Genomic DNA, 21,909 nt, shown 5'->3' with positions numbered 1-21,909 from the left:
ACTCGAACCCCCAACCCTCGGTTCCGAAGACCGATGCTCTATCCAATTGAGCTACAGGCGCTTTTTGACTATACTATACCCCCGATGGCCTTCGGCCGCAAGAGAAAGCTTGCTTTTGAGGACAACTGCTTATGAAATCGGACTTTATCGTAATTGTTTCCGGACTGCCTCGTTCCGGCACCTCCATGATGATGCGGGCACTGGAGGCAGGGGGAATCCCTATTCTGGCAGACCATATCCGAAAGCCGGATGAGGACAATCCCCGCGGCTATTACGAATTTGAGCCGGTCAAAAAGACCAAGGAAGACCCTTCCTGGCTTCAGCAGGCCCCCGGCAAGGCCGTCAAAATGGTCTATCGGCTTCTTTACGACCTGCCGGCAGGGTATCAGTATCGGGTTCTTTTTATGCAGCGGGATATGCAGGAAGTCCTTGCCTCTCAACGGAAAATGCTTTTACGGGCCGGCAAAACCGTCACCCCTGAAGAAGATGCACAAATGGCCCTCTTGTTTGAGTCGGAATTAGCCCGCTGCCGGCAGTGGCTTGACCGTCAGCCCCATTTTTCCGTCTTTACTGTCGATTATCGAGCGATGATAGAAAACCCGCTGGCTCAATCTAAGCAAATCAGTGATTTCTTAGGCGGCGGCCTGAATGTCCAGGCGATGGCAGCCAGTGTCGATCCGAGCCTGTATCGGAATCGGAGCTCTTGAGTTTAGAGAACTTGTTTGAGAGTATCCAAAAGCGGGCGCAGCCGGCTTTGGGAAACAGGGCTCATCAGGCAAATCTGTATCCAGTTTCTCTCTAATAGATAGCCGCTCTCATAACTGACCCAGAACCCTGCCTTTTTCAGGGAGTCTCCGATTGTTCGGGAGTCATGCGGTTTCTGTAAAGGCAGGGTCAGAATTCCTGGGCAAGATTTTTCTTCCGGGACGAGAGTGGACAGGCCCAAAGCGGCTAATTTTTTCCGAAGCCACCGGTCAAGAGAGGCGATTTGTGAATAACGGTATGAATAATCACATTCATTCAGAGCGGCCGATAAGGCCTTCACCCAGTTGGAGGCAATCGTAAACGGCACCCCGTCGGCCTGCTCGTAAGTGTATAGGTCTAAATAAGCCGGCAGCGGTCTGCTCGGAGGGGTCAGCGTATGATTGTAAAAGACCAATGCCAGACCTGCTGCAGAACGAAGGCCTTTTGAACTGCAGGCCGAGGCCAGATACACATCACTCAAGTCAAGCGGGACGTTGCCGACGGCACTGATGCAGTCCAGACAGAGGTGCAGACCATATCGGCGGGCAAGGCCTTTCAGCAGAGTAAGGTCATTCAGCATTCCTGTAGAGGTTTCGCAGCAGACGGCCCATATCCATCTCAGCGACGGAATCCGCTCGATTGTTTGGTGAAGAATAGGTTCCTCCAAAGCATTCCCCCACGGCAGCCGCAGCGTTTCAAAATCCAGCGCGAACCGGCCGGCCTGATGAATAAGCCGTTCGCCGAATTCCCCGTTGGACAAAATCAGTCCCTTGCCCGCCAGCAGGGTCAGCTGTGCGGCAATGGCTTCGTTGGCCAGTGTACCGGAGCCGGTCAGAATCTGGACAAACTTGGCCCCAACCAATTTTGTAAGCTGCTCCTGTGTCCGATGATGCAGCTGCATGTATTCTCTGCTTCGGTGAGAAATAGGCGGTGCGGCCAGGGCATCCCGGACAGTCCTGGACAGTTCTACCGGGCCCGGAAGCAGATTGACCGGGACAACGTTTTGCGGCACAAAAGAAGTTTTGGCGGCGGTGTGGTGCTCCACTGTCAGGTACATCGGCTGAAACCGGGCCTGCCCGCTGCCGACAATCGGGCCGAACGGAACAAACCCCAAATGCCGATACAGCGGTACCTGATTCAAATAGCCGCTGATTAAAGCCGTATCGTATCCTTGTTCGAGGCAATAAGCCGTTGTTTTGGCCAGCAGGCCCCGGACAATTCGGCTGCGGCGGGCATCCTTCCTCACAGCCAGCAGACGGACTTCGCAGGGCGTCAGCCCTTCCGGAAGATAGGCATCCAGATTTTCCAGTTTCTTGTCCAGCGAAAAGGGACGCTTTCCCCGTACGGCCAGCATCCCGAGCACCTGCTGGTCTTTTGTACAGATTATGTAGGTGTTTTCCTCATGAAAAGCATCTCGGAGGATTCGATGAGGATTGGCGGGGTGCTGCGGGATTTCCTCTACGAAGGTTTCATAATTCAGCGAGAGGATTTGTTCAAACTCCCATGGCTCAGTGGCAATCTTAAAGGTGTATCCTTCGGTCAGAGTTTCGGTCGCGCTTTTCCCCATCTCCATAAGCTCCGTCTCCCTCTGAACTGTTTTTGCCTGCATAGAGCGCAATCAGATTCTTCCGATGGGCCAGCAGAATCAGGGCCGCCCACACAGTCAAAATGCCTGTGGTGCTTATCGGCAGTCCCAGCAGAACGGAAAAAGCCGGAACCGTGAGCACCGAAATCATTCCGCTAAGCATATAGCGCCGGCTCAGGAAATACAAGACCGCACATACCAGAAAACTTCCTACTGCAATCCGCCAGTCAAAGACCAAAAGGGCCCCCAAAGACACTCCAAGCCCTTTGCCTCCGCGAAAACCAAGCTGAATCGGGAAGATATGTCCCACGGCGGCGGCTAGGATACAGAAGGTTTTTACAGGAGTTGGAACACCCAAAACCCAGGCAACCGAACTTGCCGCCGCTCCCCGCAGGATATCCGCCGCCAGCACCGTCCAAAATCCCCATTTTCCCAAAAGCCGACCGACGTTTCGTGCACCGGCCGAACCGCTGCCGAGGGTGCGGATATCCTGTCCGGTTTTCCATCGCACCAGGTAATACCCCGACACCAGGCAGCCCAGTCCATAACTGAGCAAAACCGCCAGGACGTTTTTCCACAGCATGGTCAGCCGCTTCCTTTCTTGTCGAGCTCTTTCAGCCGCTGGGCTCCCAGTTGTCCGCAGGCTGCCAGAATCGAGCGGCCTCGCTTAAACCGAATCACCGTCTCGATTCCCGCTTTTTCCAGTCGAGCGGCAAACGCTTTGATTCGGGCCGGAGGGCTGCCTTCATACGGACAGCCCGGATAGGGATTCATTTCAATCAGGTTTACATTGGCCTTCAGATTCCCTATCAGGCGAATCAGCAGGGTCGCATCTTCGTGCGAATCGTTGATGTCTTTGAGCATACAATATTCAAAGGTTACCCGCCTGCCGGTCTGTTTCTGGTAATAACGAACGGCCTCCATCAGCCGTTTGAGCGGTTCTTTACGGGCAATCGGCATCAATTCCTGCCGCAGAAGGTCATCCGCCGAATGCAGCGAAATCGCCAGCCGCGGCTGAACGGTCCATTCGGTCATCTGTCGAATCTGTTCAGACAGTCCGCAAGTAGAGACTGTGATATGCCGCATCCCGAGAAACCGCCCCTTTTCATCGTGGAGAATCTCCAGTGACCGGGCCGTTTCTTCCGCATTGTCCAGCGGTTCTCCCATCCCCATATAGACCAGATTATCTGCCGGTCCTGATTCGGCCTCAATCTGATAAACCTGCTCGACAATCTCCGCTGCGGTCAGATTGCGTTCAAAAGAAATCCGACCGGTTGCACAGAATCGACACCCCATCCGACAGCCCGACTGGGTAGATAAGCACAGCGTAACCCGCCCTTTGTCCGTCAGCCGCACGCTTTCTATCGAGCCGCCGTCCGGCAGGCCGAACAGGTATTTGGCTGTTCCATCCGAGTCTGTCTGCTTTTCAAGAAGGGTTAGCGAGGATATCCGATATCCTGAATCCGCTAACTGCTTGCGAAAGGATTTCGATAGGGGAGTAATCCGGTCAAGATTAGAAATGTGCTTTTGGTGGAGAAAGGTAAAAAGATAATCCGCACAGTACGGTTTCTGCCCGAGCCCGACAACCAGCTCGGTCAACTCCGCCCGTGTTTTATTCTTCAAATCATAATCCATCCTGTTCAATATACCACAACCCCGTTTTTAGGAAAACCTGAAACACAATCAGTTGGAAAAGATATGTCTTTTCGATTTGTTTTCGCATCGGATTCACTGTCCAGTTTGAATCAAGAGCTTCATAAAAATGATACGGTCTGGATTCCCGCCTGCGCGGGAATGACGGAAGACTCGGGGGAATCACAGTGGACTGCACAGAGTTACACAGGGAGGCGCGCAGGATGAAACAGGTGGAGCAGGGCGGACGGGGGATTTTAATCAGCCGCACTAAGGGTTTATTCCCATGCTGCTCTCGCCGAGGGTCTGGTTCAGGTCAATATCGGAAATCTCATCGATAATGTCTTCAAACGAGTCCTCTGCCGGAACCGTCTTTTTCTGCGGCGGCTGGGCGGCCGGGGGGACCTCTGCCGGACGCATCGTCTCTATATTTTCAGGCCGTCCGTCTATCTGAACCCCGAAATACAGTGTCCCAATCTTCAGTACATCCCCCGGCTTGACCGGCGATTCAGAAACCTTTACTCCATTCAGAAAGGTGCCGTTTTTCGAGCCGAGGTCTCGTACGCTCAGCCGTCCCTGGTCCAGATTCAATTCACAGTGCCGGCGGGAAACAGACATCAGCGGTACACAAAGGTCACAGTCTTTTCTCCTGCCGATGACTGTAACGGTGCTGGGCAGATGAAAGGTGCGGGTACTGCCGTCTTTTTTGAAGAGAATCAGATTGACCTCCATCCGGCGCTCCTTTCCAATAGAGGGTTCTAACAGTTCCCATATTCTGATTATATCTATACATAAGTGCTGTTTGCAATACAAAACAAAAAAAGAGATAAAAGAGGTGTATGCTCGGCTTTATAGGTCCGGCAGTTCAATATAGTCATACCGAATTCCGCCCCAGCTGCGGATAATCTGGATAGTATTTGTCCCTTCATTCAGGGAAATTGGGATCGGTCCGAAAAGGGTCCATCGGCCGTCCGGTGTATTGCCGAATTGGAAAAACTGATTAGGCCCATTGTTGACCTTCAGATAATCCCCTCGTCCGCTGTAGCAGCAGACGCCTTGTGAACGAACATAGAGGTTGTATATCCCTGCGGCAGGGGCCTGAACCGTCCAGATAATGCGCGGTGTGCCGCTCCAGTCTATCAGGCAATACCGTCCGCCGCCGGCCGTTGGGTCATTGTAAACCCCGCTGCTGCCGCCGACCAATTGCGAAAGGTCGGCATCCTCCGCTTCAAACCGCCTCGGATAGGAAAGCACCTCAACGCTCACATCGGCGCTGTCCGATTGGTTCAGGGCATTCGTCACGGTAAGTGTCAGCCGATACACGCCGATTTGGGAAAAAGAAAACGAAGGATTCGGCTCAAAGGCATTGGAGCAAATGTCTTCGATTCGCGGAATCGGCTGGGCCGGTCCTGTGTATTGAAGCGTCCATTCAAACGTCAGCGGTCCTAAGGCCCGAACCGTCGGGTTCATCCGGACCGCAGGAGTTGTGCCTCCCTGCAGAACCAACGTTTGATTTTGACCGGCCGAAAGCACCAGCGGGGGATTCTGATAATTCTTCAAAAGCATCCATCGTCCGGCCATCCAGGCAAAATCCTTTTCATCGACGCGTCCATCCCCCGTCCAGTCGCAGGCGAGATTGCCGCCGGTTTGAAGCCATTCTCCGGCAAGGGCGGCCAGATTGTCCAAATCCATCACGTCCGTAATCTTCACGGCGACATCTCGTTCGAACATCGGGATGGGGCTCTGAAGGATACCGCCGGAGGAGTAAGCGGATGTTCCGTAAGCCGCTCCGCCCGGCGCCCTTGTGAGGAAATAATCCAGATTGTACCAGCCGTCATCCAGTCCCCGAACCGTCAGCGTCTGGCCCTCAATCCAACCATGGGCGGTTCGTCCTTCCTGGCTGTCGATGTCATAAATCCAGACCAGGGCCCGTTGTTGTCCGGCCAGCCCCAGTGTCTTTACAAACGAAACCGTATTCGGCCGAAACTCATACCGCGGGATTTCAATCCAGTCCGGCCCGGAATTAACCACTCGAACGGTATGGGGTCCGGCTGAAATCGGCACAGAAATTTGATAATTGCTCCCGCCTGCCGGCTGCGGTTGTGAATAGACCGTATTTCCGTCGATTGTCATCTGAATAGAAGCCCCGGCTCCGGAGACATTTTTAACAAAGAGGATGAATTGTCCTGCCTCCGGCATATTCACGTGAAAATAAGGATTGGATTTTTTATTGCTCCACGGTGCATGCAGATAGACGGACAAAAACGCCTGTCCTGTAAAACTATCATCCCTCTGATGGCAATGCAGTCCCTCGATCGGCACATCCTCGAAACCGTCCATCAGTGGTTCGGCGACGATGATTTCGTTGCCTCCGACGGCCCGAGGCAGGGGGGCAAATGCGGCCAAATCCTCCCCTTGGGCGAAAAGACTCAATGGAAGAAAATCCTCGCTCCAGCCGTAAGGGTCAATCCGGTCCCACCACCAGGGGTGAGCGCTTTGTCCCAGAAAGAAACCCGCCCAGATGCCGTTGCGAATCAGCAGCCGGTCCTCGTCCATATTCTCGGAAATATTACCGAACTCCCCGACCAGTACCGGCTTATGAAAACGTTCCCAAAGAGCCGGAAGCATTTTCCTGGCCGTGTCAATTGTGGGGCTTTCGTAAAAGTGCTCCTGCACAATATCAATCTCATTTAACTCGTACAGTGATGACGACAGCTGATAGTAATCACTCGTAGTTACCGGATGCCGATGCGGGTCAATGCTTTTGATATAGGCGGCCATCTGCTGATGCCATTGCCGAACTTCTTCGCGATACGCAGCCGTCCACCAGTTTCGTGCCTCCGAGCCGGTGTACTGGACCTCATTCCACAATTCCCACGCAAAAATCGCCGGCGAGTATCCCCAGCGGGCGACAATATATCGATATTTATTTCGGGTCAGACGGATGGCCTCCGGATTTGTAAAAAACTCTTCCGGAGCGGATAAAAATCCGCCTTCGGATGCATAGAGCTGGTTATAGGGGTTTTCGTTCCAGTTTGGATTTACGCGCGTGCTGAAGGCCCCGTGATACTGCAGGGTCAGCTGAACGGCGATGCCGTTTTGCTCGGCGGCCTCGATGATGCTGTCCAGCCGCTGCGCCGTCTGCATGCTCAGCCGCCCCACACCCTCAAAGTAGGGATGTCCCCGCCATTCGAGAATCAGTCCGCCGTCTCCGCTCCACGGGCACATCCAGATGCGCGCCCAGTTTTCGCCGACGAGGTTCATTTGTTCGAAATAGTGCCGAAAGCCGGCCAGACCCGCCCAGCCGCTGCCGGTCCAGGCGACATTTCGCCCGATATGAATGCGCGGCTGACCGTTGTCATATCGAAAGGTCCGACCGTCGGAATGAATCCGGATAAATCCTTTCTCTTGCCCCGGAATACACACAAAATGTCCGCCGGTATAAAGCGTTTGAGTCCCCGATGTGTCCTTCAGATAAAGCGAATACGTATAAGGCCCGACCTGCGTGGGGGAGAAACGGAATCGCCACTGTTCCGGTCCCGGATTGGAGTAGGTTTCCGGGTTCGAACCGCTCACTTGATAGGAACGGTAATAAAAAGCGGGCACATACAGTGAGGTTGAATCCGGACAGGTCATCTCCGCCCAGATTTCCACAATATCTGTATCAAATGGATTGTTGTAGGATGTGTCGAGAGTGAAGACGGCTTCGTATTTTTTGTATTGTTCGAGCGTGTCGGCGTTCTGGGAAAAGGAGGTCAGCGCGGCGGGGAAAGCATTCATTTGGAGCAGCCCAAATAGCCATATGGAGAATCCGCACATATGCGGATACTTGGTTTGTCCCCTCCGTTTTCGGCGGCTTGTCATTGGACCTCTCCTCGAATCCCAAACAGCCGTATCTGATTAAGATTAGACCAAAATTGCCGCCGTTTTTCAAGAGCGGAACGGTCCGTTATTGCTGGATTTCAACCTTGACTTCGTCAGCTTCTCGTGCGGCCTTTTCGAGTTGAGCCTTGGCCGACAACCGCTCCGGAATGTGAGGTTTGAGCTCCTGGGCGTTCAGACAGTGTTCGCCGATGGAACGAAGTTTCCGGTAGCGGGCTTCGAGCAGTTCATCGATGCTTTTGCGTTTTAACTGATTGAGTGTCCGCACAAGATATTGTTCGACGTTGTAAAGCGTGTCGTGCAGATTTCGATGCGCACCGCCCAGAGGTTCCGGAATAACTGCATCGATTACCCCCAGTTTAATCAGTTCTTTCGCCGTGAGTTTCAGCGATTCGGCTGCCTGCGGCGCCTGGGTGCCGTCGTGCCAGAGAATCGCCGCACAGCCCTCCGGTGAAATCACCGAGTAATAAGCATATTCGAGCATGGCCAGTCGGTCGCCGACTCCGATTCCCAAAGCGCCGCCTGAGCCGCCTTCCCCAATGACCACACAAACAATCGGGACCCGCAGGCGCGACATTTCCATCAGATTGACAGCGATGGCCTGGGCCTGGCCCCGTTCTTCGGCTCCTACTCCCGGATAGGCCCCGGGGGTGTCAATCAGGGTTACAATCGGCAGCCCGAATTTTTCGGCAAACTTCATCTTCCGCAGTGCTTTGCGGTAGCCTTCCGGGTTTGGACAGCCGAAATTGCAGGCGATTTTTTCCTTGATTTCCCGTCCTTTGTTCTGCCCGACAATCATCACCTTGTGCCGGCCGATTTGCCCCAGCGCCGTAACAATCGCCTTGTCATCCCCAAAGCAGCGGTCCCCGTGCAGGGTCCGAACATCCTTGAACATCATGCTCAGATAATCCCCTAAAAGCGGCCGGCGCGGGTGACGGGCTACCTGAACCGTCTGCCAGGGCGTTAAATTGCTGTAAATCTTCTGCAGCAGCTCCGTTTGCTGGACCTGAAGCTGGCGGATTTTTATGGCATGCTTGCCCTGAAGGGAATCTTCGCTTTCCAACTGGGCTATCTGCTGGTCAATCTTGGCTACCTCTTCCTCAAAAGGAAGATAGGGAACCGGCTGGCTGCTGTTTGCACTGCTCATCGTTTAGAGATTTCCTATAAATAAAAAAACTCTGAACATCTTTCGATGATTCAGAACCATGATTTTCGCTTTTTCTTGTCCTGAAATCTGGGTGGTTATCATACCAATTTCTTGGTCCAAAAGAAAGAAAAAAATTGACTTTCGGAAGCCCCGGCGGTACTTTCTTAAAACATTACAATTCTCTGTTTTTTGCTGTAAGTAATTTTCAATGAAAGATTTAAAGAAAATCAGCATTGTCGGAATGGGTCTGTTGGGAGCCAGCATCAGCTTAGCGGCTATGCGGGCTTTCCCTTCGGTTCGGGTCTGCGGGTTCAGCCACCGCAAACAGACCCGTCAAAAGGCCCGTCGGCTCCAGGTCGCCGGAGAAATTGCCGACTCGCTCGAGGAATGTGTTCGGGATGCAGATGTAGTTATCTTTGCTACACCAATAAGGACATTTCCGGTATTGTTTGGGCAGATTCGTCCTTTTGTAAAACCTTCCTGCGTCATTACCGATGTCGGTTCAACCAAGCTGATGGCTCACCGATGGGCGAGGGAGATTTTTGATTCCAACATTGCGTATGTAGGTTCGCATCCTATTGCCGGCTCCGAAAAAAGAGGGGTGGATTTTGCCCGGGATGACTTGCTGGCCGGGGCCAACTGTATTCTCACGAAAACTCCCTCCACCCGGCTGTCGGCTCTGCGCCTGTTAAAGAAGTTTTGGGAGCGGCTGGGCTGCCGGGTTCTGGTTATGACGCCCCAGCGTCATGACCGCATCTTTGGACATATCAGCCATCTGCCTCATATTGCCGCGGCGGCTCTCGTGAACGCCAACAGCGCCGATATCCTGCCTTTTGCCGGCAAGGGCTTTCTGGATACCTCCCGGGTGGCCTCCGGCCCGGCCAATATCTGGACGGATATTCTCCTGACCAATCCGCGCAACTGCATTCAGGGAATTGACCGGCTGATTGCGGAATTAAAAAAAATTCGGACGGCCATCTCGCAGCAGGATGAGCGGAAAATCGAACGTCTGCTCGAAAAAGCTCGTTCCAAGCGGGAAAAAATGATTGCCGCCAAACTCAAACAGAAAGAACTCTTTTAATCTTCATACGGAGTTGTAAGCAGGCCATGACTGTCAAACTGTGGCGTTTTGAAGTTTCCAGCAAACCGGGTTTTCGCGATGTGCACGGACAGGCCGTTTTGGCCGATATCCGCGAATGCGGGGTTTCGTCCGTTCAGGAAGTTATCTTTGCCAAAGTGTATTTGATTGAAGCCGATTTTGACGAAGCGTTTGCCCGGCGGGTCGGTCAGGAACTCCTTTGCGACCCGGTTTGTCAGGACTTTTTAATCGGGCGCAGTACAGTGCCGGCCGGACCGATGCCCGCCAGTGTTCTGGAAGTGCACCTGAAAAGCGGTGTAACCGACCCGGTGGCGGAGTCCGTCTTATTAGCTCTCCGGGATATGGGGGCCCGGACGGTTGAGCATGTTCGAACGGCCCGCAAGTATATTCTGCTCGGAGCGCTGACCGAAAAAGACCGCGACCGGATTATCCGCCGTGTTCTGGCCAATGACTGCATCGAAGAGGTTGTCATCGGCTCAGAGGCCGAACCCCCCAGCCCTCATACGCGTCCCTATGAACTCAAGCTGATTGAACTGCCGATTCGCGACCTGGATGACGAAGGGCTTGTCCGCCTCAGCCGCCAGCGAGACTTGTTCCTCAATCTTCGCGAAATGCAGACCATACAGGACTACTACCGGCGCATCGGACGGGAGCCGACGGATATCGAGCTGGAAACGCTTGCGCAAACGTGGAGCGAACACTGCGTTCACAAAACGCTCAAAAGCAGTGTGGAGTTCGAATGCGACGGGCAGGTATTTCACTTCAGCAACCTCCTCAAAGAGACGGTCTTTAAGGCCACACAGGAATTGAGCAAACCCTGGTGCATTTCGGTTTTTTCGGACAATGCCGGCGTGATTGAATTTGATGAGGATACGGCGGTTTGCTTTAAGGTCGAGACCCATAATCATCCGTCCGCCCTGGACCCGTACGGCGGAGCGGCCACCGGCATCGGCGGTGTTATCCGGGACCCGATGGGCACCGGCCTTGGAGCCAAACCCATCGCCAATACGGATGTTTTCTGCTTCGGCCTGCCGAATACACCCCATGACCAGGTACCCAAGGGGGTGCTGCATCCCCGGCGGGTTCTGAAAGGGGTCGTTGCCGGGGTGCGGGACTATGGGAACCGTATGGGCATCCCCACAGTCAACGGGGCGGTTTATTTTGACAATCGATACATTGCCAATCCGCTGGTCTTCTGCGGGAATGTCGGTCTGATTCCACGCGACAAGTGCTTCAAACATCCGCAGACCGGCCATTTGATTGTGGTTGTCGGCGGACGCACTGGACGCGACGGCATCCACGGCGCTACCTTCTCCAGCGGGGAAATGACCCATCAGCACGAGGAGATTTTCTCGCACGCCGTGCAGATTGGAAACGCCATCACGGAAAAGAAGATGCTCGACACCCTCCTGCAGGCCCGGGATGCGGGGTTGTATGAAGCCATTACGGACTGCGGAGCAGGGGGGCTCAGCAGCGCTGTCGGCGAAATGGGAGCCGAGCTGGGAGCGGAGGTGAACCTTGAAAAAGTCCCTCTCAAATATCAGGGGCTCAGCTATACGGAAATCTGGATCAGCGAGGCCCAGGAGCGGATGGTTATCGCCGTCAAGCCCGAAAATCTGGAAGCGATTCTGAACCTCTTTGCCGCCGAAGATGTCGAGGCCACCGTGATAGGCCGATTTACCGATGATAAGAAACTTACACTCCGGTATAACGGCGTCCAGGTCGGCCAGCTCGAGATGGATTTTCTCCACGAAGGCATCTGCAAATACAGCCGCAAAGCCGTCTGGCGAACGCCGTGCCTGCCGGAACCTCCGTTTCCGTCCAAAGAATCCTACACCGAAGACCTGCTGGCGATTTTGTCCTCTTATAATGTCGCCAGCAAGGAATGGATTATTCGCCAGTATGACCATGAAGTGCAGGGCGGCAGCGTCATAAAGCCCCTGATGGGGGCTGCCAACGACGGCCCTTCGGATGCGGCGGTGATTCGTCCCAAATATCATTCCAACCGCGGAATTGCGATTGCCTGCGGGATGAATCCGTGCTACGGCGATTTGGACCCGTATCGGATGGCTCTTTCCGGCATCGATGAGGCCGTCCGCAATCTGATTTGCGTCGGCGCCCGATTTGACCGGATTGCCCTTTTGGATAATTTCTGCTGGGGCGACTGTTCCCGTCCGCAAACGTTCGGCTCGCTGGTGCGGGCCGCTCAGGCCTGTTATGACGGGGCCAAGGCCTTCGGAGCCCCCTTTATTTCCGGCAAAGATTCACTGAACAATGAGTTTGTCTGCGAGGACGGCACGCGGATTATCATTCCGCCGACGCTGCTGATCAGTGCTATAGGGATTGTGGAGGATATTCGCAAATGCGTCACGATGGACCTGAAGGAGCCCGGCAACTTTCTCTTTATTGTGGGGTTGACCCGCAAAGAGATGGGCGGTTCTCATCTGAGCCGTCTGTATGGTCAAACCGGCGGGACGGTGCCGACGGTTGACCTGAATCTGGCCCCGCAAATCGCCCAGCGGCTTTCCGAGGCGATTGCCGACGGTCTGGTGCGCAGCTGCCACGACTGTTCGGAAGGCGGACTGGCGGCGGCTCTGGCGGAGATGGCGTTTGCCGGCGGGCTGGGCATTCAGGCGGATTTGCGCGGGCTGCCGGTTTCCCCGGACTGCCGGACGGCCGCTGAGCAGCTCTTCAGCGAATCCAATTCGCGGTACCTGGTGGAAGTGACGCCTGCCTGTTATCATGCCTTTGCCAAACGGATGCTGAATCTGCCCTTTGGGCAAATCGGCGAGGTGGTGGAACAGCCGCGGCTGCAGATTCGCGATGCTCATCAGCGGCTTGTGATTGATGCCGACCTGGATACGCTCAAATCGGCCTGGAAGAATCCCCTTTCCCTCGGGTGAAATTTTTTGTGAGGATTGCATAGAGTATGACGACTGTTCACGCTGTTGTGCTTCGAGCCGCCGGAATCAATTGTGATTTGGAAACCCAGCATGCGCTGGAACTGGCCGGTGCCGCCGTTCAGCGGGTTCACATCAACCGGCTCAAGGAAAATCCGGCCCTGCTCGACGGATTTCAGATTCTGGTTTTGCCGGGCGGATTCAGCTACGGGGACGATGTCGCCGCCGGAAAAATCCTGGCCAATCAGATTCTTCATCATCTGCAGGATGCGATGATGACTTTTCTGGAAAAAGGCAAGCTGATTCTCGGAATCTGCAACGGTTTTCAGGTGCTGATTAAGACCGGTCTTCTGCCGGGCTTTAACGGCGGCGGACAGACCTCGTTTACCCTCACGGACAATGACAGCGGGCGGTTTGAAGACCGCTGGGTTTATCTGCAGCCCGGCACCGACCGCTGCGTTTTTCTGGACCCGGGCCGGCGAATCTACCTGCCGATTGCTCACGGCGAAGGCAAACTGGCTGCCAAAGACGCTGCGGCTCTCGAGCAGGTCCGCCAGGGCGGCTATGCCGCCTTTCGCTATGTGGATGCCTCCGGCAAGCCGGGGCCGTTCCCCGTCAATCCGAACGGGTCAGTCGATGACATCGCCGCTTTGACGGATTCCACCGGACGCATCCTCGGCCTGATGCCCCATCCGGAGCGGTTTGTTCGCTGGACGCAGCATCCGCACTGGACGCGATTGAAAATCAATGAACAGGAACCGACGGACGGAATGATGATTTTTACCAATGCCGTCCGGTATATTCGTGAGCATTTTTAAAAATGATTTGAGGCACCTATGATTCGAGTCAATGAACATTTTCTCAAACTCAAGGCCGGGTATTTGTTTCCCGAAATCGCCCGACGTGTGGCGGCTTTTGCCAAGACGCATCCGAACGCATCGATTATCAAACTCGGCATCGGCGACGTAACCGAGCCGCTTCCGCCGGCCGTCTGCTCGGCGATGGAACAGGCCGTTCGGGAGATGGCCCGTCCGGAGACCTTCCGCGGCTACGGCCCTGAACAGGGCTATGAATTCCTGCGCAAGGCCATTGCGGAAAACGATTATCAGGCAAGAGGAGCCCAGGTTTCACCGGACGAAATCTTCATCAGCGACGGAGCCAAATGCGATACCGGAAACCTGCAGGAAATCTTCGGACTTGACATCAAAGTAGCTGTGACCGACCCCGTTTATCCGGTTTATGTCGATACGAATGTGATGGCCGGCCGAACAGGACCGGCTGATGCCTCCGGCCGTTACGGCGGAATCGTTTATATGCCCTGCACGCCGGAAAACAACTTTGTTCCGGACCTGCCCAAAGAACCGGTGGACCTCATTTATCTCTGCTATCCGAACAATCCCACGGGGGCGGTGGCCACGCGGGAACAGCTGAAAAAATGGGTTGATTATGCCCTCGAGCACAAGGCCGTCATTCTCTTTGACGCCGCGTACGAAGCGTTCATTCAGGATGAATCGATTCCGCATTCGATTTATGAAATCGAGGGAGCTCGTAAAGTTGCCATCGAATCCCGCAGCTTCTCCAAAACCGCCGGCTTTACCGGTGTCCGCTGTGCGTTTACCGTCGTTCCGGAGGAGCTGACGGCTTATACAGCCGACGGCAAACCGGTTGCCCTTAAACCTCTCTGGAATCGCCGTCACTGCACAAAATTCAACGGCGTCAGTTATATCACGCAGCGGGGCGCCGAGGCTGTGTATTCCCCGGAAGGCCGCCGACAAATCCGGCAAATCCTCTCGATTTATATGAAAAATGCCGACCTGATGTGCCGCTCCCTTCGCCGGCTGGGTTATTCCGTTTACGGCGGTCAAAATGCTCCTTATGTCTGGCTGAAAACCCCCAAGGGGATGGGCTCATGGGAATTTTTTGATCTGCTTTTGGAAAAAGTGCACATTGTGGGCACACCGGGAGCCGGTTTCGGGGCCGCCGGAGAAGGGTTTTTCCGGCTGAGTGCCTTCAATCACCCCCAGAAAGTTCAGGAGGCGATGGACCGTTTTGCCTCTCTGCAAATATGAGCGGCGCCGTCAAAGCATATGTCGGACTGGGCAGCAATCTGGGCGAGCGCGAACAAACCATTCGCCGGGCGGCACAATATCTGCAGCAGCAGGCCGGGGTTTTGTCGTTGCGGGTCAGTTCACTGACCCGCTGGCCCGCTCTGGGCGATTTGAAACAGGCTGAATACCTCAATGCCGCGGCTGAAATCGTCACAACTCTTTCCTGCCGGCAGCTGTTCGACCTGCTCAGACAGACGGAGAACCGATTCGGCCGGCAGCGAAACGGCCGGTGGGAACCTCGAACGCTTGATTTGGACCTGCTCTTGTACGATACCCTCGTTCTCGAGGAGCCCGACCTGGTTGTACCGCATTCCCAAATGCATCTTCGCTCTTTTGTCCTGAAGGGGCTTCTCGAGCTGAACCCTGACCTTGTGTGTCCTCGCCTGCACCGTCCGCTTCGTGTTCTTGCTCAGCGGCTCAACGGCGGCAATTTTGCTCTGGACCCGGGGCGGCTTCAGCTGATTTCGATAGGGGGGCTTATCGGTGTCGGCAAATCCACGCTGGCGGAGCGTCTGGCCGGTGTTCTTTCTGCCCATCTGCTCAAAGAGGAATACGACAAAAATCCGTTTCTCGAAAAGGTCTATCACGGCCAGTCCCATCTGGCGCTCGATTCGGAACTCTTTTTTCTGGGCAGCAGCACCTCTCAGCTCCGCAAAGATGGAAAGCTCCGACAGGGGATTGCCGTCAGTGATTACGTTTTTTTCAAGGCCCTCATTTACGCCCGGCAATGGCTCGATTCCGATGCGCTGAACCAATATATGCAGGTGTATGAGTCTGTCGCCAACCAGGTCCATACGCCCGTTCTGGTGATTTTTCTGGAAGATACGGTTTCGAACTGCCTGGAACGCATTCGACGCCGGAATCGTCCCTATGAGCAGGGGATTGACGCCTCTTTTCTGGAGGCCCAGCGGAGCGGCTACGAAGACATCCTCGCCCGCTGGACGGCTTGTCCTGTGATTCGCCTGAATGCCGCCGAATGTGTTCATCCGGAACAAATTTTTCCTCTCGCAAAGGAAATCTCCTATTATCTGGCCGGAGAAAAACCATGGAAGTCATAACGACCATATCTGAAATGCGGCAAAAAGTCAGGGCGGCACGCTTCGCCGCCAAATGGATCGGACTGGTTCCGACAATGGGGGCCCTCCATGAAGGTCACGGCTCCCTGATTCAACGGGCTGTATCTGAATGTGATACGGTGATTGTGAGCATCTTTGTTAATCCCACTCAGTTCGGCCCGAATGAGGACCTGGCCCGCTATCCGCGGACTCTTGATGCCGACGTCCGTTATTGTGAAAAGCTCGGCGCTCATTGGGTTTTTGCTCCGTCGGCCGAAGAGATGTATCCGCGGGAACAGCTGGCCTGGGTGAACGTCGAAAAAGTAACCGAAGGACTCTGCGGGGCCCATCGTCCGGGACACTTTCGCGGCGTGGCCACTGTTTGTGCAAAACTCTTCAATATCATTCAGCCCGACGTGGCTTATTTCGGTCAAAAGGACGCTCAGCAGGCCGTCGTCATTCAAACGATGGTTCGGGACCTCAACTTTCCGCTTGAGATTCGGGTCTGTCCCACCGTTCGCGACAAGGACGGGCTGGCCCTCAGCAGCCGCAACCAGTATTTGTCCAAGGCCGAGCGGAAAAAAGCCCTCTGCCTCTCGCAGGCCCTTCAGAAATGCAGGGAACTCATCCAGTCCGGACAAACCAATCCCGATGAAATCCGCCGGGCTGTGCGGCCGTTTTTTGACCAGCCCGATGTGTTTCTTGAATATTTTGAACTGGTGGACCCGCAGACCCTCCGGCCGATGACGGAGATTCGGATGCCCGTTCTGGCTGCCGCCGCCGCCCGCGTCGGAACGACTCGTCTTATTGACAATCTATTGATAGACTTGCACACGCCGTCCGCTTGAGGTACAATACCCTTTTTTGTGAGAAAGGAACAGAGCGGATGCTTATCAAGGCATTAAAAGGCAAGATTCATCGCGCCCGGGTAACCGATACAAAGATTGACTATCCCGGCAGCGTCGGAATCGACGAAGACATGATGAAGGCGGCGGGGATTCTTCCCTATGAAGAAGTCCTGCTGGCCAATGTTTCCAACGGGGCCCGTGTTGAAACTTATGTGGTTCCGGCGCCGGCCGGCAGCAAATCGCTGATTGTGCTCGGAGCCGCCGCCCGCTTCTTCAGCCCCGGCGACATTGTCATCGTGATGAACTTCGGCTACTTTACACCGGACGAAATCAAAACCCACAAACCCCGTGTTATCCTTTGTGATGAACAGAACAACTTTTCGCTTCTGAAATAAAAGTTGATGCATCCGGAACTGTTTGAAATCCCGTTTCTGCATCAAACCGTCAAAAGCTGGGGCGTGATGGTTGTGCTGGGCTTTTTGGCGGCGATGTGGCTGATGCGTCGGCTCATCCGGCCGCTCGGTGAGGACCCGGACATCCTCGGCAATGCCGCCGTCTATGCCCTCATCGCCGGCGTCATTGGGGCCCGTGTCTTCTTTGTTGTTCATCACAGGGACTTGTTTGTCGGGCGCTGGCTGGAGGTCTTTGCTATTTGGCAGGGCGGGGTGGAACTGCTCGGCGGAGTCCTGACGGCTCTGCTGGTTCTTTGGCTCTATCTGAAAAGGCAGAAACGCCCCATTCGTCTGTATTTTGATGTGCTGGCCATCGGGCTGATGGTCGGCATCGGCTTCGGACGCATAGGGTGCTTCTTCAGCGGCTGCTGCTACGGCAAGTGCACCGAACTGCCATGGGGGGTTCGGTTCCCTTACGGCTCCCTGGCCTATCTTCATCAGGTTCATCCCGACCCCAGCCGTCATCGAGACAAGCCCTATCTGGACCTGCCTGCCGATTATTTCGGCATTCCCGCCCCGGATGGTTCCTGGCTGCCTGTTGATGAGGCCAACAAACACAGTGCCTATCTGAAACCTTTTGAGCAGCTTACATCCGAACAGCAGAAGCAGGTATCCGAAGGTCCATACCGCTGTCTGAAGGTTCATCCCACGCAGCTGTATTCGAGTGCCAACGGTTTTCTGCTGGCAGCCGTCCTTTTGGGGCTCTGGAAGAAGTTCGGCCGGACGCGGCCGGGAGTAACGGCCGGTGCGATGCTCATCCTCTATGGATTTACCCGTTTCTTTCTCGAAACCCTCCGTGATGACAATCCGTTTGAATACAGCGGTTTCTGGCTGTTGTATCGGGGCGGCACCATCTCGCAGAATATGGCGATTTATCTGATTTTGTTTGGGATTTGTGTAATTGCCTATTCGCTCTGGAAGCCGTCTCCGCTGCCCGCTGTTTCTCCCGCTTCCTCCCCTAAGAAAAAAGCCTCCAAAGCCAAAAGCAACTGTTAAAAATCTGTCAAAAAAGCTGGATTCCCGCCTTCCTTCTTCGCTGAAGCTTCGAAGGACAAGTCGCGGGATCGAAGAAGAATAAGCTGGAGTGTGTCAAAGAGGTTGGCGAGAGATATAGCCCCGGGCGCAAGCCCGGGGAAAAGGGAACGGGCGCTTCCGTCGAACCCAAAAAGGCCTGGATTCCCGCCTGCGCGGAAATGACAGAGGTTGCGGGGAATGATAAGGGTTTGTGGAAGTGGCGGTGATCTTTGCGGAAAAGCAGAGATTAAAAATTGTCCGGCTCATTATTCAGCCGGCCCTTTGAGGATGCGGCAGAGGCCGTCCATCTGCTCTTGTGTGTGAGCGTATTGTATGCTCAGTCGAAGGCGGGCCGTGCCTTTCGGTACAGTAGGCGGGCGGATGGCGATTACGAAATACCCTGCATTTTCCAGTCGGCTCGCCCAGGTGAGCGCTTTTTCACTTTCGCCTAATATTACCGGGATAATCTGGGAAGCCGTTTTTCCGATGTTCAGTCCCATTTGCGTCAGCTGAGTCCGCAGATAGGCGGCGTTTTCCGCCAGACGTTGACGGCGATGGGGCTCGTTTTGAATAATTCGAATGGCTGTCAGGCTGGCTGCTGCACAGGCCGCCGGAGCAGCGGTGGTGTAAATCAAGGGCCGTCCTCGATTAATCAGCAGGTCGATGACCGCCGCCGGCCCCGCCGCCAGAGCTCCTGCACATCCGGCCGCCTTGCCCAGCGGGGCAATCAGGATATCGACTTTCTCCAAAATCCCCATCTCTTCGGCCAGTCCGGCACCGCTCGGGCCGAAACAGCCCAATCCGTGTGCCTCATCCACAATCAGCACCGCTCCGAACTGTTCCTTCAGTTCCGCCAGCACATCCAGCCGAGCCAAATCTCCGTCCATCGAAAAGACGCTTTCGGTCACAATATACTTGCGGCGGTATTTTGCATCCGCCAAAAACCGTTTCAGCCGGCTGTCGCTTTCATCCCGGTATGTCCGAAAATCAGCTCCGCTTGTCCGCACGGCATCCACAATCGATGCATGGCAGCGGTGGTCCATCAGCACCAAATCCCCCCTGGCCGGCAGGGCTGTCAGGATGGTCTGGTTGGCTGACCAGCCGGAGGGGAAAAACAGGGCCCGCTCCTTGCCCACCCAGTCAGCGAATGCCTCCTCCAGCTCCGTGTGTGGACGGAGGGTTCCGCAAATCAGCCGGGATGCTCCTGCCCCCCAGCCGTATTCTTGAATCGCCTCGATAGCGGCCTTGCGGATGCGTTCGTCCTCGGCCAGATTTAGGTAATTGTTGCTGCAAAACAACACTTTCTGCTGCGGCTGGTCGGCTGTGCGGACCGTCGTTCCGTGAATCTCGGCAATTGTCCGCAGCCGGCGCCGCAATTTGGCCGCCTCCAGAGCTGACAATTCCTGTTCAAAATCTTCAAATCCGTGCATTCGTTTTACGCCTTTTTCTCTGAAATTCGTCGGCAAAAACATCATTTTCCGGCCAACAGGCGGTTTTAGCAAGATTCTGCCTTCTTTTTGACTTTTTGAGGCTTCGTGGACAGTCGGCAAATAGGAAATTGCAGGTCAGTTATCAGTTGTCAGTCATCAGTTATCAGGTATCAGAGTGAAGAGTTGTCTGTTTTATGAAACAATGGGCAGGTCGCTCCATCGGGTTGTGAACGCGGGGGATTTACACCGGAAGCTGGTTCGCCAGGGTTGCCGAATTCCTTCAGAGGCAAAGAAGACCTGTTTTCGGGCGGCATTGAGGCGGTCAAGAACCTGCATCAGCCGATTGTCCCGTCGGCGGACAGACACATTGTCGAACAGGTTGGGTTGGACTTTGTCGGCCGGCACCAATCCGCTCAGCAAAACGCCGGCTTTGTGAAATGCAATATTCGGACGGTACACCCGGGGAAGGAGGGTTTGAGCGGCTTTCATCATTTCGAGGGTGCTCTGCGTAGCGGTTTCGAAGATAAAGGATGCCGAAGGACAGCAGAAAGGGGCACTGCCAAAAGGGCTGTTTCGGGCAAAAACGGTCAGGATTTGAGCACATAGTTTCTGCTGCCGCAGTTTTTCCGCCGCCCGCGACAGGTAGGTGCTGACCGCTTCCTGCAGATGTTCAATCGTCCGGACGGGCTGACCGAAACTCCGCGAGACCATAATATTTTGATTGACTTCGGGCGATTCTTCCAGCCGGAAACACACCTGGCCTCTCAGTTCCAGAACCGTTCGGGCTGCACTGACGGAAAAACGTTTCTGAATCCAGCCGGCATTTGCCTGTGCTAAATGCCAAGCAGTTCGGATGCCCAGAGGCCGGAGTTTTTCGGAAAGGCGGCGTCCGATGCCCCAGACCTTTTCTATATCGATTTGCTCCAGAATAGATGGAAGGCATTCCGTTCGGCTTATATCGAAAACGCCTTCGAGGTCTGGATGATTTTTGGCCCAGTGATTGGCGATTTTGGCCAGGGTTTTGGTGGGGGCGATTCCGACGGAAACAGGAATGCCCGTCCACTGAAGGACGGTGCGGCGGATGCGGCGGCCGATGGTCAGCGGGTCGCCGGAAAGCCCCTGAAGGGACAAAAAGGCCTCGTCAATCGAATAAATCTCGAAAGAAGGGGTAAACGTCGCCAGCGTCTGCATCACGCGGTTCGACATATCGGCATAAAGGGTATAATTGGATGAAAGGACGGCGGCCTGATGGTCTTCGAGAAGCTCCCGGACGCGGAAGTAGGGGATTCCCATCGGGATGCCGAGGGCTTTGGCTTCCTCGCTGCGGGCTACGACGCAGCCGTCGTTGTTGGACAGCACCACAACCGGCCTGCGGTGCAGTTTCGGATTAAAGACCCTCTCGCAGGAGACATAAAAGTTGTTGCAGTCCACCAGCGCAAAGAGCGGACCTATAACGGATGAATGACGTTGGTTACCACACCCCATACCTCAAACTCCGTTTCTTTCTTAATTTCCTGGACAGGGTATTTGCTGTTTTCCGGTTCGAGCACGGGCTTGCCGCGTCTGATTCGAAGCCGCTTAACCGTCAGTTCTCCATTGATGACAGCGATGACAACGCTGCCGGAGCGGGGCTCGAGGGAGCGGTCCACCACCAAAAGATCACCGTCATGGATGCCGGCCCCTTCCATCGAGTCGCCCGAAACCCGTACGAAAAAAGTGGCCGGGGGATTTTTAATAAGGTACTGATTCAGGTCCAGTTTGTTTTCTTCATAGTCCGCCGCCGGTGAGGGAAAACCAGCCCGAATCCGGGCGGTAAAAACCGGGAAAGCCCGTTTGCTTCGCCTGATACGGTGAATGGATTTTATCACGGCCATTTTTCAAAATCCCTGCGGTTTTTCTATCCCCACAGCATACTCGGGACAGAGAAGGATGTCAAACGGACTTGCGGGGAGAAAGGCCTGGATTCCCGCCTTCGCGGGAATGATTTTATGAAAGCGTGCCTCCAGACGAGCT

General features: G+C 54.8%; 18 protein-coding genes. 9 read left to right on the top strand and 9 right to left on the bottom strand.

Going from position 1 to position 21,909, the window contains the following annotated elements; all coding sequences use genetic code 11:
- Positions 1–131: 131 nt before the first annotated feature.
- Entirely contained in the window at positions 132–707 is a 576-nt protein-coding gene (locus WHS88_12105) for a sulfotransferase domain-containing protein (GenBank protein ID MEJ5260920.1), read from the top strand.
- Positions 708–709: 2 nt separating this feature from the next.
- Here WHS88_12105 and WHS88_12100 read toward each other — a convergent pair whose 3' ends face one another.
- The 6 genes from WHS88_12100 to WHS88_12075 all read right to left on the bottom strand — a co-directional run bounded on the left by WHS88_12100 (position 710) and on the right by WHS88_12075 (position 8,990).
- Positions 710–2,311, bottom strand: coding sequence for a GNAT family N-acetyltransferase (locus WHS88_12100; GenBank protein MEJ5260919.1), 1,602 nt, complete (start codon positions 2,309–2,311; stop codon positions 710–712).
- Positions 2,265–2,912 (bottom strand): glycerol-3-phosphate acyltransferase, encoded by a 648-nt coding sequence (locus WHS88_12095; protein ID MEJ5260918.1) that lies wholly within the window; start codon positions 2,910–2,912, stop codon positions 2,265–2,267. The genes WHS88_12100 and WHS88_12095 overlap by 47 nt, the downstream gene beginning before the upstream one ends.
- 2 nt (positions 2,913–2,914) lie before the next feature.
- Complete coding sequence (gene rlmN / locus WHS88_12090; protein ID MEJ5260917.1) at positions 2,915–3,952, bottom strand: 23S rRNA (adenine(2503)-C(2))-methyltransferase RlmN; 1,038 nt, start codon at positions 3,950–3,952, stop codon at positions 2,915–2,917.
- A 279-nt stretch (positions 3,953–4,231) separates the two neighbouring features.
- On the bottom strand, positions 4,232–4,693 hold the full coding sequence (locus WHS88_12085) for an FHA domain-containing protein (protein MEJ5260916.1): 462 nt from the start codon (positions 4,691–4,693) through the stop codon (positions 4,232–4,234).
- A 117-nt stretch (positions 4,694–4,810) separates the two neighbouring features.
- Positions 4,811–7,825 carry a DUF5060 domain-containing protein gene (locus WHS88_12080; protein ID MEJ5260915.1) on the bottom strand — a complete coding sequence of 1,005 codons (3,015 nt, stop codon included), beginning with the start codon at positions 7,823–7,825 and terminating at the stop codon, positions 4,811–4,813.
- Positions 7,826–7,910: 85 nt separating this feature from the next.
- Entirely contained in the window at positions 7,911–8,990 is a 1,080-nt protein-coding gene (locus tag WHS88_12075; GenBank protein MEJ5260914.1) for an acetyl-CoA carboxylase carboxyltransferase subunit alpha, read from the bottom strand.
- Between the two features lie 208 nt (positions 8,991–9,198).
- Between WHS88_12075 and WHS88_12070 the strand changes: the two genes are divergently transcribed.
- From WHS88_12070 to WHS88_12035, 8 genes are read left to right on the top strand one after another with little or no spacing between them, the layout of a single operon-like run.
- Positions 9,199–10,071, top strand: coding sequence for a prephenate dehydrogenase (locus WHS88_12070; protein ID MEJ5260913.1), 873 nt, complete (start codon positions 9,199–9,201; stop codon positions 10,069–10,071).
- A 26-nt stretch (positions 10,072–10,097) separates the two neighbouring features.
- Positions 10,098–12,992, top strand: coding sequence for a phosphoribosylformylglycinamidine synthase subunit PurL (gene purL, locus WHS88_12065; GenBank protein ID MEJ5260912.1), 2,895 nt, complete (start codon positions 10,098–10,100; stop codon positions 12,990–12,992).
- Between the two features lie 26 nt (positions 12,993–13,018).
- Entirely contained in the window at positions 13,019–13,807 is a 789-nt protein-coding gene (gene purQ / locus WHS88_12060; protein MEJ5260911.1) for a phosphoribosylformylglycinamidine synthase I, read from the top strand.
- A gap of 18 nt (positions 13,808–13,825) precedes the next feature.
- Positions 13,826–15,058 carry an LL-diaminopimelate aminotransferase gene (locus WHS88_12055; protein ID MEJ5260910.1) on the top strand — a complete coding sequence of 411 codons (1,233 nt, stop codon included), beginning with the start codon at positions 13,826–13,828 and terminating at the stop codon, positions 15,056–15,058.
- Positions 15,055–16,155, top strand: coding sequence for a 2-amino-4-hydroxy-6-hydroxymethyldihydropteridine diphosphokinase (gene folK / locus WHS88_12050; GenBank protein ID MEJ5260909.1), 1,101 nt, complete (start codon positions 15,055–15,057; stop codon positions 16,153–16,155). The genes WHS88_12055 and folK overlap by 4 nt, the downstream gene beginning before the upstream one ends.
- A complete protein-coding gene (gene panC, locus WHS88_12045) occupies positions 16,143–17,000 on the top strand; it encodes a pantoate--beta-alanine ligase (protein MEJ5260908.1) in 858 nt (285 codons plus the stop codon). The genes folK and panC overlap by 13 nt, the downstream gene beginning before the upstream one ends.
- 38 nt (positions 17,001–17,038) lie before the next feature.
- Entirely contained in the window at positions 17,039–17,395 is a 357-nt protein-coding gene (panD, locus tag WHS88_12040) for an aspartate 1-decarboxylase (protein ID MEJ5260907.1), read from the top strand.
- 6 nt (positions 17,396–17,401) lie between these two features.
- Positions 17,402–18,448 carry a prolipoprotein diacylglyceryl transferase gene (locus tag WHS88_12035; protein MEJ5260906.1) on the top strand — a complete coding sequence of 349 codons (1,047 nt, stop codon included), beginning with the start codon at positions 17,402–17,404 and terminating at the stop codon, positions 18,446–18,448.
- Between the two features lie 284 nt (positions 18,449–18,732).
- On the opposite strand, the gene WHS88_12030 is transcribed toward WHS88_12035, so the two are convergent.
- The 3 genes from WHS88_12030 to umuD form a co-directional block, all read right to left on the bottom strand.
- Entirely contained in the window at positions 18,733–19,896 is a 1,164-nt protein-coding gene (locus WHS88_12030) for an 8-amino-7-oxononanoate synthase (GenBank protein MEJ5260905.1), read from the bottom strand.
- 192 nt (positions 19,897–20,088) lie between these two features.
- The gene (locus WHS88_12025; GenBank protein MEJ5260904.1) at positions 20,089–21,381 is read right to left on the bottom strand and encodes a Y-family DNA polymerase; all 1,293 of its coding nucleotides are present in this window, start codon (positions 21,379–21,381) and stop codon (positions 20,089–20,091) included.
- Positions 21,345–21,770 carry a translesion error-prone DNA polymerase V autoproteolytic subunit gene (umuD, locus tag WHS88_12020; protein MEJ5260903.1) on the bottom strand — a complete coding sequence of 142 codons (426 nt, stop codon included), beginning with the start codon at positions 21,768–21,770 and terminating at the stop codon, positions 21,345–21,347. The genes WHS88_12025 and umuD overlap by 37 nt, the downstream gene beginning before the upstream one ends.
- Positions 21,771–21,909: the final 139 nt, after the last annotated feature.

Source organism: Anaerohalosphaeraceae bacterium (assembly GCA_037479115.1).
Taxonomy (GTDB): domain Bacteria; phylum Planctomycetota; class Phycisphaerae; order Sedimentisphaerales; family Anaerohalosphaeraceae; genus JAHDQI01.
This window is presented reverse-complemented; position numbering and strand designations above follow the sequence as displayed.